This is a genomic window from Xenorhabdus sp. PB61.4 (assembly GCF_963894935.1).
Taxonomy (GTDB): Bacteria; Pseudomonadota; Gammaproteobacteria; order Enterobacterales; family Enterobacteriaceae; genus Xenorhabdus; species Xenorhabdus stockiae.
The window spans coordinates 1-12,964 of the sequence record NZ_CAWQJR010000014.1; the positions used below are offsets into that span (position 1 = coordinate 1).

15 protein-coding genes are annotated in these 12,964 nt (G+C 43.3%); 11 read left to right on the plus strand and 4 right to left on the minus strand.

Annotation, left to right across the window (positions count from 1 at the left end):
• Positions 1–585: 585 nt before the first annotated feature.
• The gene (locus AACX68_RS01810; RefSeq protein ID WP_228860403.1) at positions 586–1,080 is read right to left on the minus strand and encodes a hypothetical protein; all 495 of its coding nucleotides are present in this window, start codon (positions 1,078–1,080) and stop codon (positions 586–588) included.
• A gap of 254 nt (positions 1,081–1,334) precedes the next feature.
• Between AACX68_RS01810 and AACX68_RS01815 the strand changes: the two genes are divergently transcribed.
• Positions 1,335–1,688 carry a gamma-glutamylcyclotransferase family protein gene (locus AACX68_RS01815; protein ID WP_228860404.1) on the plus strand — a complete coding sequence of 118 codons (354 nt, stop codon included), beginning with the start codon at positions 1,335–1,337 and terminating at the stop codon, positions 1,686–1,688.
• 525 nt (positions 1,689–2,213) lie between these two features.
• Entirely contained in the window at positions 2,214–2,645 is a 432-nt protein-coding gene (locus AACX68_RS01820) for an antiterminator Q family protein (RefSeq protein WP_228860405.1), read from the plus strand.
• Between the two features lie 139 nt (positions 2,646–2,784).
• On the opposite strand, the gene AACX68_RS01825 is transcribed toward AACX68_RS01820, so the two are convergent.
• Positions 2,785–3,069 (minus strand): hypothetical protein, encoded by a 285-nt coding sequence (locus AACX68_RS01825; RefSeq protein ID WP_228860406.1) that lies wholly within the window; start codon positions 3,067–3,069, stop codon positions 2,785–2,787.
• Positions 3,070–3,920: 851 nt separating this feature from the next.
• Here AACX68_RS01825 and AACX68_RS01830 point away from each other — a divergent pair.
• From AACX68_RS01830 to AACX68_RS01870, 9 genes are all read left to right on the plus strand, one after another.
• Complete coding sequence (locus tag AACX68_RS01830) at positions 3,921–4,577, plus strand: hypothetical protein (RefSeq protein ID WP_339389252.1); 657 nt, start codon at positions 3,921–3,923, stop codon at positions 4,575–4,577.
• Positions 4,578–4,694: 117 nt separating this feature from the next.
• Positions 4,695–4,913 carry a helix-turn-helix transcriptional regulator gene (locus AACX68_RS01835; protein WP_228860408.1) on the plus strand — a complete coding sequence of 73 codons (219 nt, stop codon included), beginning with the start codon at positions 4,695–4,697 and terminating at the stop codon, positions 4,911–4,913.
• Positions 4,906–5,034, plus strand: coding sequence for a hypothetical protein (locus tag AACX68_RS01840; protein WP_255705699.1), 129 nt, complete (start codon positions 4,906–4,908; stop codon positions 5,032–5,034). Before AACX68_RS01835 ends, AACX68_RS01840 begins: the two co-directional genes overlap by 8 nt.
• A 16-nt stretch (positions 5,035–5,050) precedes the next feature.
• Positions 5,051–5,740: a host cell division inhibitor Icd-like protein gene (locus AACX68_RS01845; RefSeq protein WP_228860409.1), complete on the plus strand. Its 690-nt coding sequence runs from the start codon at positions 5,051–5,053 to the stop codon at positions 5,738–5,740.
• Entirely contained in the window at positions 5,733–5,975 is a 243-nt protein-coding gene (locus AACX68_RS01850) for a hypothetical protein (RefSeq protein ID WP_228860410.1), read from the plus strand. The genes AACX68_RS01845 and AACX68_RS01850 overlap by 8 nt, the downstream gene beginning before the upstream one ends.
• Positions 5,968–6,534, plus strand: coding sequence for a hypothetical protein (locus tag AACX68_RS01855; RefSeq protein ID WP_228860411.1), 567 nt, complete (start codon positions 5,968–5,970; stop codon positions 6,532–6,534). Before AACX68_RS01850 ends, AACX68_RS01855 begins: the two co-directional genes overlap by 8 nt.
• On the plus strand, positions 6,534–6,872 hold the full coding sequence (locus AACX68_RS01860) for a hypothetical protein (protein ID WP_228860412.1): 339 nt from the start codon (positions 6,534–6,536) through the stop codon (positions 6,870–6,872). The genes AACX68_RS01855 and AACX68_RS01860 overlap by 1 nt, the downstream gene beginning before the upstream one ends.
• 268 nt (positions 6,873–7,140) lie before the next feature.
• On the plus strand, positions 7,141–7,350 hold the full coding sequence (locus tag AACX68_RS01865; RefSeq protein ID WP_228860413.1) for a helix-turn-helix transcriptional regulator: 210 nt from the start codon (positions 7,141–7,143) through the stop codon (positions 7,348–7,350).
• 286 nt (positions 7,351–7,636) lie between these two features.
• Entirely contained in the window at positions 7,637–10,504 is a 2,868-nt protein-coding gene (locus AACX68_RS01870) for a DUF927 domain-containing protein (protein ID WP_228860414.1), read from the plus strand.
• A gap of 23 nt (positions 10,505–10,527) precedes the next feature.
• Here the strand turns inward: AACX68_RS01870 and AACX68_RS01875 are convergent, their stop codons facing one another.
• Both AACX68_RS01875 and AACX68_RS01880 read right to left on the minus strand, forming a co-directional pair.
• Positions 10,528–11,280, minus strand: coding sequence for a hypothetical protein (locus AACX68_RS01875; protein WP_228860415.1), 753 nt, complete (start codon positions 11,278–11,280; stop codon positions 10,528–10,530).
• Positions 11,270–12,553 (minus strand): integrase domain-containing protein, encoded by a 1,284-nt coding sequence (locus AACX68_RS01880; RefSeq protein ID WP_228860416.1) that lies wholly within the window; start codon positions 12,551–12,553, stop codon positions 11,270–11,272. Before AACX68_RS01880 ends, AACX68_RS01875 begins: the two co-directional genes overlap by 11 nt.
• Positions 12,554–12,964 lie beyond the last annotated feature (411 nt).

Here is a 12,964-nt window from a genome sequence, read left to right on the forward strand (position 1 = left end):
ATATATTATATAGTTATGTGTATTTTATGAGATGCATACTCAGTACAAACGAGGGACAAGAGCGGGACAACACTTAATATAGGTGTCCCGATGCTTCAATAAAGCCCTCCCCGGAAATGAGCAACACTTTTTGCCTACGGTAAATGTTTATACGGCTATACCAGATTTAGCGGTAGAGTTAAGCAGGAATTCTTGCTTAGGTCTGTAGGAGAAAAATTTCTACATGCAGCTCTCTTTTCTGTCTGGCTACTTCATCCATTATGGGTTTTTCGCCGGGCGTAGTCTCTTGGCTTTCAAGTCCAGTAGTTTGATGTAGTTTAGGAGCGGTTAATCTTTTTCTGTAGTTTACTGTAGTGTTATGTGAAAAAATTTGAATGATGTTGGCTCGCGCTCTTGCTTGCTCATAGCTTCATTGAACCGTTCGGCGGGGGGCTTTGCCCTCAGAGATGATCCAATTTTTGAATCATTAGCATAATCATGTGGTTAGTCGTAACTCGATATTGAGCTACGGGCGGTGTGCTAATTCCCCTGCTTCGGAGCAGTTAAACCTAATCAAGGAGTTAAGGCAGAATTTTGCCTTATATATCAGCTCCCTGGCTTATCCCAGTCCAGCTTTCTAAGTTCTGCTCTCATAAAGTCATATGCAGTAATCGTAGCTCTGGTATTTTTCGCATGTTGAGTACAAAAAATAGCAAAGGCTTCTACCGGGGAAAATCGTTTTTTGTAGAAAAAGTATTTTGCCAGCGGGTGCTTCTTTTCTGCGTAGATAGGTTTATCAGGGCAATTATATTGCTCGTCCATCCAAGATATAAATTGGTCTACAGTCAGGTCATAGACTTTTTTGTCAATTTCTAACCAGTAATGATGTACTATCTTTTTTCTATCACTACCTAATACAATTTTAATATCGGCATTGGGGAAAAATTGCTGGGCAACCATACCAAAGAATACAGAAGCCCCCTGACAAGAATTAATCGGGAAGCTATAAAAGAAAGGAATGCCCATATCATTTATTTTTTGGTGCTCTTTTTCAAATACTGTTCGCGTATCAGCCGCTAATTTAACAAGTCCGTTTTGCATAGTTTGTAATCGATATTATTTAGTTTATAGAAGTGTGAGGGAATAGTTTATCAAGCCCTGCTTTGAGGGTGAAATAAACAATAGGATATTCTGAAAACGACCTCCTGCCCGAAATTTATTTACAAAAATCCCGATTACGATAGGATTAACTCGTTGAGTTTTATCCGATTAAACATCATCCAGCACTGTACTTTAATACTATATGTACTTCATGGTGTGGACGTTATATTGAATCATATTATTAAGAGGTGGTCATGACATCCAATTCAAACACTGAACTTCTTTTTTCTTATGGAACACTTCAACTGGAATCAGTACAGCAAGCAAATTTTGGGCGCTTACTGGAGGGAAAACCTGCCGCAATGGTTGGCTGGCGTAAAGATATGCTCGAAATCACTGACCCAGAAGTTTTGGCAGAAAGTGGAGAACGGTTTCACCCGATTGTTAGCCAAAGTGGGAACGATAGCGACAGGATTGAAGGAACAGTGTTTTATGTTTCATCAGATGAGCTTCTCAAAGCAGATGCTTATGAGGTATCAGACTATCACCGTATTAGCGTGAATCTGACATCAGGCGATGTTGCGTGGGTTTATGTCGCTAAAGAGTAATAAGTAATGAACCGAACGGCTATATAAAGATGATTGGAATTTCGATCATCATAAAAATCAAACAGTTACTCGTAAAGCAAACTTGCGTTACGAACACTTTCAAATAGATAAATCTCTTATGACGGGGAAATTACCGATATCCCGTCAGTTAAAAGCAAGGGGTTTTTGATTCTACCTAATCGGTATAATTTAAATAAATCAGTAGGTTAAAGTGATGGTCGAAAAACCGACCATCACAATTACAGATAACTCTTTGATTACATTAGTACCCCAAATTTAGGGCACGATAGTTAACCCTCTGTTTTCCCTCATGACGCAAATTTGCGTCATCATATCTTGCCCGTTAATTAATCAGATGAAAACTTCCCCGGCAAGCTATTGATAAGGCTTAATTCTAGCCAGACACTAGAATTGAAAAACTCTTTTAAATCATTAAAGTCCAAATTTGGGTCGTCTATTTCTTATACCCCTAACCGATGCTAATATGTACTAGTTATCTAGTACAATCAAGGTGGATAAAAAATCATGCACAGAGATATGCAGAAAATACTATTGCATTGGGGCGGGTGGGTAGTGCAGGGCAAAGTTAACATTGGTTGGAAGTCGGTATCCGCCGGGTTTAAAAATGCGGTGACTTATACCGGTAATAATAAGCTGTCGTGCAGTGACGAGGACGGCATGATCATAGATAGCTGTGTCGCCAAACTGCGCAATGTCGGTATGGCTCAGGAGTGTGATTTTATCGAGCACCACTATGTTAGTGGCATGTCGAAAAGAGCCATAGGCCGTAAGTTTAAGCTCGGTGAGAGCGAGGTTAGAAAGCGAATGCTGGTGGCTGAGAGCTTTATTCTTGGGTGTCTTGAGGTACTTGATGAACCCTTGGAAATAGACCTAATCTATGGCTTCCACGGTAACAGGGCGAATTCGTCCAGTTCAGCATTGAGCGCCCTGTGTTAAGAGCCTATCCCTTGCCCGTATACCTGCGCGAACGGCTACCGCCACATTTGGCGGTAGGGTTTTAATATATTCAGTATGGTAAGGCGTGATGCCCACTTAAAGTATGGAAGAATACGTGGGCATCTTTGATTACATTTTATTAGCAGCCATAGCGCTGTGTTGCTGGATATATTGTCTTAGTGGTATTGCTAACATAATCTTCAACATAATCATCGTAAATATAAATACTACTATCTGCGTATATGAAGTAAGGTTGTTCGCCATTATTTGGGGTTATTACCGCCATTACGAAACCACGGTAGTCGGAACGATCCCAAGAGTCATTCCCGCCCGGATCTAATTTAAACCAATCAGTGCTTCCACCATCACCCCAAGCATTAATACTAACAGAAACGGTATTACTTGAACGGTTTGTGACTTTCATGATACCCCCTATATTTGAATATAAATATAAAAGTAGAAATTTCCGTGTCATGAAAAAACAAGATAATATTTTTTAAATACGAATATCATTATTCTTACTTTTAACAAATTAAGACAATAACAATAAACGTCAGAGATCTGACAAAAGTGACATTGTTATCTAACCAAGCATCACCAACCCGCAGGGGCAAAGCTCAGGTATTACGGGCAATGCAAAGCCCTTTTTAGGGCTTAGCCCACAGGGTCGTGGAAAACTTTCACCCGACCTCATAACCGATTGATAAAACTCAAATACCCTGAAACGCAGAGTTTGAACCGTTATGCAAAATTGCACATCGCCCGGCTTCCTGCAATGCAGGTTTTCGAGAGTATCAAAGGGTTAGGCTTTTTTATCGGAATCGACCTAATATAGTCACACTGTAAATATGCAGTCTGGTCTAAAAATACGCCGTTGATGTCCGGGGACTGGATACAGCTTCCACCATTGGTGATTGCTCAGATTATCAAAGAGTTAAACGGGCAGTGTGTGAATATGCACACTGGGTAGAAATCAGCTTCCCCCAATGGGGGTTTTTGAAAATATCAAAGGGTTAGCGTTTCTGTATACCGTTCTGAACCAAGCTGCATATTTACACCCTGCCCGTAAATCCACCAGCAAAGTGATTCCGTACAGCACACGGAATTAAGCCCATTCAGTTAGTTAGGCATTCCTCGGCAATACTTCCACCATTGGGGTAAGTTAATAACAATCAATAAGTTATACAGCTGTCCTGCCCATAACTATTTGATTAGGCTTAATTGTTCCATTCCTGCACCATCAGACTTTGGACAAAAACCACCAGCTATAGCACAATGTTATTCGATGGGGCTATCTCGACGGAGAGAAAAGCGGTACGCCTTACCGCCTGCCTCATCATCCCCATTGTTAAGGCACAACGTTATAAGGCGGACGTGATGAGCGACCTTAATTTATCCCTACCGTATTACCCCTTAGATTTGGCTGCAAAGAAAATTAACTGCACTGAGATGGAACTCTTAATTTTAGCCCAAGAAGGTACTATCCAATTCCATAAGTACCCCGATCCTACTTTGGGAATATTGGAGTGGGATTCTGTGACTTCCGTAGACATTGGTGTAATTATTCTCAGAAATAAAAACATTAGTGAAAATATTAAGTCGATAATTTCAGAATGTACCTCCGTTCCAAAAGGTGACCCGAATTTAGAATTAACTGATTTAGTAATACCACGGGAAGAACTGATAAAGGCGTACAATATTCTTAATAACACTTCTGTTGAAATCCCTGCTCGAAAAATAACTTATGAAACTGCAAAACAAAGTGATTTTATTGTTTCCCTTCTTAGGTCTCACGGGTTAACAGACGATGATTTTAAAGGAAGCATAGGAGCATTAAGGACAAAAATAAGCAAAAAGTCTGATATTCCACCTAATCTTGATAATAACAGCTTAAAATCGTGGTTGGTAAAAGCCAATGTAAGACCAGAATAAAATAGAGGAGTTTTTGAAAACTCCGAGGAATTTTGAAAACTCCACTGTTTCCGCGAAATAAAAGGTAATAACCTTCCTCTCGTACCGATCAATATCAACCGAGGAAGGCTATTATCTATGAAACACTCTCTTATCCGATTACCCGAAGTTTGTCGCCGTACTGGTTTAGGCAAGTCCACGGTATACAAATACATTTCCGAAGGGAAATTCCCCAAGCAAATAAAGACCGGCGAACGCGCTTCTGCGTTTATCGAAAGTGAAATAGATGCTTGGATTAATCAGCGCATTATTGCCGCTCGCTTAGATGAACGTTTGGAGTCAGTGCGTAATGGCTAATACAGATATTTTATCTGTACCTATTGCCCGGCAATTTACAGGCTTATTTTTGCTGGTGGATATACGGGCAAGGTTATTACCACAAACCAAATTAATTCTACCGCTGTACCCTACCGAATAAAAACGGAGTCATAAACATGGAACATTTAAAAAGTGGCTTAACTGCCACCGGACAAACTCGCTCTAAATTTAGGCTTGGCGATATTAGCGAGTTATCGAACGTTGATAATTTGAGCGGCTCAAGTTTGAGTAGCACAAAGTCTAGGCAGTGGATAAAACACGACAGCTACGCCCAGCAATTTACCTCACCGGATAAAATGTGCTTGCCTTTGCTGGTGGACTTTGGCTATATTGACCCTGCATCAGCAAAATCTGGTGTCAGGATTTGCACCCTGTATATACTAAAGGCGACATATGACGCGCCAAGCGTCTTTTTTTATGTCACAGCATCGCAGCACCTACCATTTAAGGCGGCATCCGCCTATACGTATTCAATGGTGGCGCGTTCAAGGCAGCTTTCGGGCTGGCTGGTTTCCTTTAGTACCAGTAGTGCAAACCTTGTCTGCGTCACCGCCCCTATAGAGATTTGCACCTCTCGCGGTGACTCCTTAGAAAAACTAAAGGAGATCGCAACTATGGCGACTATCCCTACCCCAACTCATTTCAAATTCGTGTTTCTGAGCATCAAACGTGCAGATTTAGACGCTATTCCCAGCCGTATAGAGGCTATTGCCACTGACGAGCACAACGCCCGTTCTGCACTTTCCCGTGATTTCGTTTTGTTCTTTGCTGCTCGCCTGCCAGTACAGGAGGTGCGCCATGTCTGATCGTTCATTAGCAAATATCTATGCTCAGCCAGCCGATGTGTTAGAGCCAGTGGCGGCCTTTCTTAAAGCCGTGGAGTACCTGCGATTAGACCCCGAAGCGAGGGATATCGAGGCCGATTTACTGGAATACGCGCAACAACTCTTACAACTGCATACCGACAACGCCAAAAGCGCTTACTGGACGGCTGAGGCCACTCCCTGTGTTACCCATGCTAATGAGGTGCAATATGCTTGATTACAGAACGGTTATCGAAAACGGCATTGTGACGTTGTACAGCCAATCCGAGGAAAGCAGCCCTGAGATGATAGTGGCCTCTCTGCCCGTGACTTCTATCTTAGACCGGTTAGACAACGGCGAATGGGACGGACAAACACGGGTAGCGTTACAGCTTCTCATGGCATGGCTAAAGACGCTTACTGATGGGCAACTTGTTGAGGATATTCGCTTCTTCCGTTGGCTGGTGGCGCATGTTTGGGTTAAAGAGCAAAGGGAAAAGCACAATGGCAAAGCGATCTTCAAACTGGAAAATTCCCCGATTGTCTTACCCCTGTTCTTATCCGCTGAACGCTCAGCACTGGCGAATAATGTCGAGGGTGCATTGATTGAGCGATTTGGTCACGAGCAAGGGTTAAAGAACGCCGCTATTTTCTATCGGCAAATGCTGATCGGTTTACCCGGTGAGGGGCTGTCACTGTCTGATTTTGGTCGAGAAGTGCTGTTCGAACTGCATCGCAGCTTCATTGAAGAGGGCATACCTCAAATGGCTTTTAACAAGCCGTGGGCGGTGCATTGATGAACAAATCTAAATCCACCAGCGTTGTAGCTAAAACAGTGAGTGATTGTGAGAACGACAATACAGGGGGAGTCATGGATATGGTTAAAGAAATCGATTTTGGCGAAGATTTTCGAGAGCCAAGAGTTGTGTCAACAATCGCGGCGTTTGAAGAAAATACGACCAAATCACGTAGCCGCAAACTCACAAAGAACATGACCCGAAATGCTCCTCGGCATCAGATATTTAATGCCCCAAAAACTATCAAAGTGAGTGTGAATTCGAAGCATACCGGAACCAAGTCTAAAAAATGTAAGCGTAAGCAAGGGAAGAAAAATAAAAAGAAAGGGAACCGGTAGCCGAGTCATACCAGTTATAAACGCGAACGCTAAAAGAAGCTCATTACAAATTTAGAGCGAAATAAACACTTATCCCCTCCACGGAATAATAGCCAATACGTAGAAGATTACATATTGGCTTTCTGTATTTTGTTATTACAGCCTGCATATGCAGAGTGTATTTCTTATTACAGCCTGCACATGTAAAGGGCTTATTTGTTATTTGCTTAGTGGTTATTTTGCTTGCGTTTATATCCGTTTATGACCGTTTAACGCAGGAGAAAATGCAATGAGTATTAGTGAATCGATGCTGACTAAAAAAGAAGTAAAAGCGGCACTGCACTATAAATCTGATAGTGGCTTTCATGAGTTTTTAAAAAGAACACCTGAATTTCCAAAGTCTGTGAAATTGGGATTACGGCGCGTTGGTTGGGCAGCAAGTGAGGTTAATAAATATATCGAGTCTCGTCTTAATACCCGTGGACAGGAGAATAAATAATATGGCTAAAACACATCCCAAAATAACTATCACTTTACCGCGTCCAAAAAGCTTTATTAAAGGGGGTAATTATGCCGCGTAAACATCGATCTTCGGCAAGCCTTACTCATTTAATTGAATGTCAGCAAAAAGTAGATCGGTTAGGTCTTCAAACAATGATTAGCAGCCCGGTTCCCCTTAATGGGGAAACAGGAACCTATGCCACAAACCGGCATACCCGCCGTAGATTGAAAAAACTTCAAGGTATAGACGCGAAGAGAATGTGTGACTTGGGTAAGGGCAAATAATGGCAGATAAAATTTACTATTCCCGTGGACGGGATGTATACGATATTACCCCTGAGCAACGATGCGCCGAAAATGCAGATCAATTCATTGAGCAATTAATAACTGATACGGCGACTGCCAAGAAGAAACAATATTTTTGTGCAGCGATGGAACAAGGGGAACACCCAAGAGGTAATGACCCGAAAGAAAAACACCCTGATAAGTTTCAGGGTGTAAAGAATTGGAGGCGTTCAGCATTAGCGGCTAAACGCCGCTTTGCATCGTTTGACTGCGATAGTTTTGACAGCCCCAAGACGTTTGATGCGTTAGTCAGTTACTTAAAAAAGACGTTTAAAGGTGTACTCTATACGACTTTCAATTATACCGCAGATGCTCCGCGTTGTCGTTTTGTTATTATCTTGGATTCTGAGGTAGATCGCACTGAGGGCATTCATGTTTGCCAGATGATAGCCCATGAAATAGAAACGGCGATACAGCAAATAGCGGAAGAGGATTTGATCAGCGAGTGGACTCCTGTTATTGGGTGGGATGAGTCTGTCTATCGTGCCGAGCAACAATGCTATTTGCCAATAGTGAATGCTGTACGCCGGAAAACGAAAAGCGGGGAGGATGTGACTGATGCGATTATTCACCGTTTAGACGGCGAATTGGCAGACGTAGAGAACTATCTTGCAATGGCTCCGCTTGAGTCGAAGACAACTCCTCGGCCTGTACCGCATTATGATAGTGACACTGATTTAGAACGCTGGTTTGAGGTAGACGAGCATACATTAGCTGATTTACAGGCTGCTTTGTTTTCCCCTGCGATGTTGGCAATATCAGAGGGAGGTAGACAAAATTGGCAAAGGGTGATCGCTGCTCTTGGTAGTTTGAAAAACACACCCTATGAAGACAATGCGTATCAATTGGCGTTGGAATGGTCTGAGGCTGGTGGAGCGACATTTGATGCTGAACATTTTGAAGCAACTTGGGCTACTTCCCGTGCTGATCTCACCAGCTATAAATGGATATTTTCTCAAGCTGCTTTGCTGGGGTGGGAAAACCCTCAAATTCTTCGACCTTATACGGCTTTGGAAAAAGTCGGTTTTTATATGACCGAGGACGGGCTAATGAAGAATATTGAAGAGGGGAAAGGTAAGGCAAAAAGCATTGTAGCTCGGAAGATATCCGCGCCGTTCTCAGTACTGGGATTAACCCGCGATGTATATAGTGATAACTGGGGCAAACTGATTTCATTTAAAGACAAGGATAGGGAAACGAAGCAATTCATTGTACCCGATGAGCAATTGCATAAGCCCGGTAGTGATATTCCTCAGAGTTTGGCGAGATTAGGGTTATATATTGGTACTGGAATGAGTCGTGATTTATTGGGGTATCTGAATATCACAATGGCGAAAGAGCGTATAACTTTAGCAAATTCCACGGGCTGGTTTAATGATCGCCTGTTTGTACTGCCTGAAAGCACAATAGGCAGCTCCACCAGCAAAGTGATGTACCAATTATCCGGGCGTAAAAAGAGCGAACGCAGCCAGTTAGCGCAATCAGAATCCCTTGAAGACTGGCAGAAACTTATCAGCGCGAAATGTGCCGGTAATACCCGGTTAGTATTTTCTCTCTGTGTTGCTTTTGCTGCTCCTTTACTCAATGTATTGGGGGTTGATGGTGGTGTATTCAGCCTGAAAGGGGCTTCAACCAAAGGTAAAAGTACGGCTCAGCATGTCGCGGCCTCTGTATGGGGGAGTGGTGCAACAACAGGCGGATATTCCCATAGTTGCAACACTACCTTAGTCGGGATCGAGGTATTGACCACAGCGCATAATGACTTACCGTTAATTCTGGATGAACTGAAAAGCGTTAACCCTAAGCTGGTGGGTCAGGTTGCTTATATGCTGGCTCTTGGGCAGGGAAAGGCACGAGGCACAAAAGACGTTACTTTGCGTGAAACGCTACAATGGCGAACTCTGGTGCTGGCATCAAGCGAAGATGCTTTCGAAAGTTATCTTAAGGCTTCGGGTGAAAGCGTTGCCGCAGGCCAGCAAGCTCGCTTTGTGGATATCCCGGCGATAGTAAGCGATGAGAATGGCGTTTTTGATACCCTCCACGGATTAGGCACAGCTAAAGAATTTGCTGATTCTCTGAATGCCTTAACAACGAAATATTATGGATGTGCTGGTATCACATGGCTTGAAAAGCTTACTGCTTCTTCCCGTTCAGAGCTGGTTGACCGCTTGCGAGCGTTAATTATTCAGTTCAAGGAAGCTTATAGACCAGAAGATGCAGGAGCACAGTTAGACCGGGTATTAGAGCGGTTCGCGCTCTGTGTTGCTGCGGGGGAATTGGCGACTGAATGGGGTATTACAGGTTGGGATACCGGGGAAGCTCTACGCTGTGTTGGTGAGTGCTTCAAAGCCTATGTAGATAGTAGGGGCACGACTGGCGATCTGGAAGCGGTAAACGGTATTGAGCGGCTGAGTGTGTACCTCAGTACTTACGGTGAACACCGCTTTCGTTCGGTTCCCAATTATTGGGGGAGTATGCCGATATTTGACGGTTATATTGCTTTATCTACTGGTGAAACTGTAGATAGCTCTGATGTTAGTAATGAAGCGATATTTGAGGATGATAATCCTCCATCGCGTATTTATTGGATTACGTCAGAAGCATTGAAAGAACGTGCTTTAAATGGCTGTAATTTTGATATAACAATTGCCGCCTTACACAAAAAAGGGGCACTTGTTGGCGTAACAGAGGAGGTAGGTAAGAACGGTAAACCTCGTACCGTTTATAACCCTAAGAAACGTGATCCGCTTGGTTATAAAGACCAGCGCCGGTTTTACAGGATAGACGCAGGTAAGCTATTTGAGTGATAAGAGAGCCGGGGCAATCCGGCTTATTTTTTCCTCGCACGTTTCCCCAACGTAAGGTGTGATACCCATTTATAGATGGTTCTGTAATCTTCCATTTGCGGCCTGTGTATACCACGCTTATCTATGGGGTGTAGGAGAGTGTAATTATCAGTGCCTTTAGGGTTCTCGATAATAAAAGTAACATATTTGTCATAAACTGATTCGGCTAGCTCTTCTTTACCAACGATGTAGTCTTTTGCTTTGGTAATATCTTCTGCCCATTTTATGCATTGGTCTTTAAGCGCACCGTCTCGTTGTTCACTGCGGAGCTTCCCCGCTTTCCGCCGGGCATTTTTGATGTCCAGATTTTCAAATTCATTCAATGTATCACTGTCATGTTGCTCTTGTGCCAAAACCGCAAAGACGAGATTAGAGGCCGCGAGATGATATGAGGTGCTATCAGACTCCACGGTTAGCCCCCACCCCCATATAGCACACGCGCTGACCAGTAAGTCATTCTTACTGCTGTCTGCCAGTGTTTCGACTATAGAATAGTGCCAAGCATCACTGCCAGGCTGACAGAGTTTTTTTATGGTTACAGTAGCAACATCAATCAAATCCCATACACTTAACCTGAACAGAGCTTCTTTTCGTTCATCATTGGTTAATTTGGATACTTGCTCAGCGCACCAATAAGCCGGGGAGTGGGGGTATAAACCGTTTTCGATACCATTGCCAATAGAGTAATGTTTGAGTGCTGCGTTTACATTCTCAAGAATAAAAATATCATCCGACATAGTAATCACTTCCTACGATGCGTAATCCTTTGACACTTCCTGCTACCGTTAAATCACCCGTTGCTGCGCCTTTTACATATAGCCCCCACCAATCCATCATAACCCGGCGTTGTTCTAAATAGGTGGCTCGGTTATACGCAGCCCGGACAGAGTTCTTTTCTCTGTGAGCCAATACCGCTTCTATGGCATCGGGCATAAAACCCTGCTCATTCATCGCTGTACTGACAATTGAGCGGATGCCGTGCGCAGTAAGCATATCCTGATACCCCATGCGCTTTAACGCCATATTAGCGGTCTGGCTGCTCATATGGGTACTTGGGGTAGATCTGTGTGGGAAGACAAATCCCCTATGTCCGCTGATAGGTTTCATAATTTCAAGAAGGTCTAAAGCCGGTTTGCATAAAGGCACAGTATGAGCATGCGATGTTTTCATCGTTGCGGCGGGTATATTCCAGACTTTATTTTCAAAGTCTATTTCTGACCAACGCGCTTTTACCGCTTCCCCCGGGCGTACAGCCGTTAATAGTTGCCATTCAATGACTAAACGTGTTTGCCGTTCTACCTGTGCAATGGAGAGCGCTTGCATTAATCCGGGGAGTTCTTCGGGTCGAATGGTCGGGTTATGTTTTTTCTTTGGTTTAGGAAATGCCTTGCTGACAGTGGTAAAAGGGTTGGCATCAATAACGCCTAAATTCATGGCGTAGTCGATGATCTCCACGGTTCTTTGTGTCAGGCGTTTAATCGTTTCCAGATTGCCCCGTGCTTCAATCGGCTTGAGCACTTCCACCAGCATAGGTGCTTTGAGGCTTGATATTGGTACATCACCGAGTTTAGGGAATATATCTTTTTCCAGTGAGCGCCAGATATCTTTGGCGTAATCCTCACTGACAGTGGTCTTCTTCACCTCAAACCAGCGGGTAGCAATACTCCGTAAGGTGTTGCTGTTCTCTTCCTGTATTGCCGCTGCTTGCTGTTTACGCCAATCAACAGGATCAATATCTTTAGCCAGCATCGCTTTTGCTTCGTCTTTGAGTCGGCGAGCGTCAGCCAGCTTAGTAGAGGGGTATTCACCAAATGCAATCATCGTGCGCTTTTGGGTGAAGGGTTTGTAGTATCGGAAATACCAGAGCTTAATGCCTGATGCTTTTACGAGGAGTTCTAAATTATCCCCGTCACGGTAGATCGTGTCTTTGGGCTTACCTGTTTTGCTATCAAGTTTGGCTTTGGCATTAGATACCGTTGTAGGGGAAAGCGGAGTTATCTTTTTAGGCATCGGGCACCTCTAACCGTAGTAGTAAGTGTTCTCTGTGGTAGTAGTAGCGGTTTATTGGTGTAGTTGGGCTGTTACTACTAACTTTTTACCTCTTTAACCTTGTACTGCGTCCCTTGGTGTCTAAGCGTCCATGTTGTATTTTTTATATTTAAATCAATTTGTTAATGGTTATTTTTTTAAGTTTTGGGACGTGTGAGAAAACATGTACGGGACGGCATTCTAACAGTATTTTATTTTATAAATTATATTGTTAAGTGTTTAGGGACAGCGGGACGTCATTTTTTGCAAAAAACTTAACTATAACCTGAATTCTGGATAAGAAATTGACGAGAGGCCTGTTCCAGGAGCAAAGTTTTGGTGAAAGCCTAAAACGACTCCGGGGAGGAACAGGCCATGGACAAGTTAGTTGAA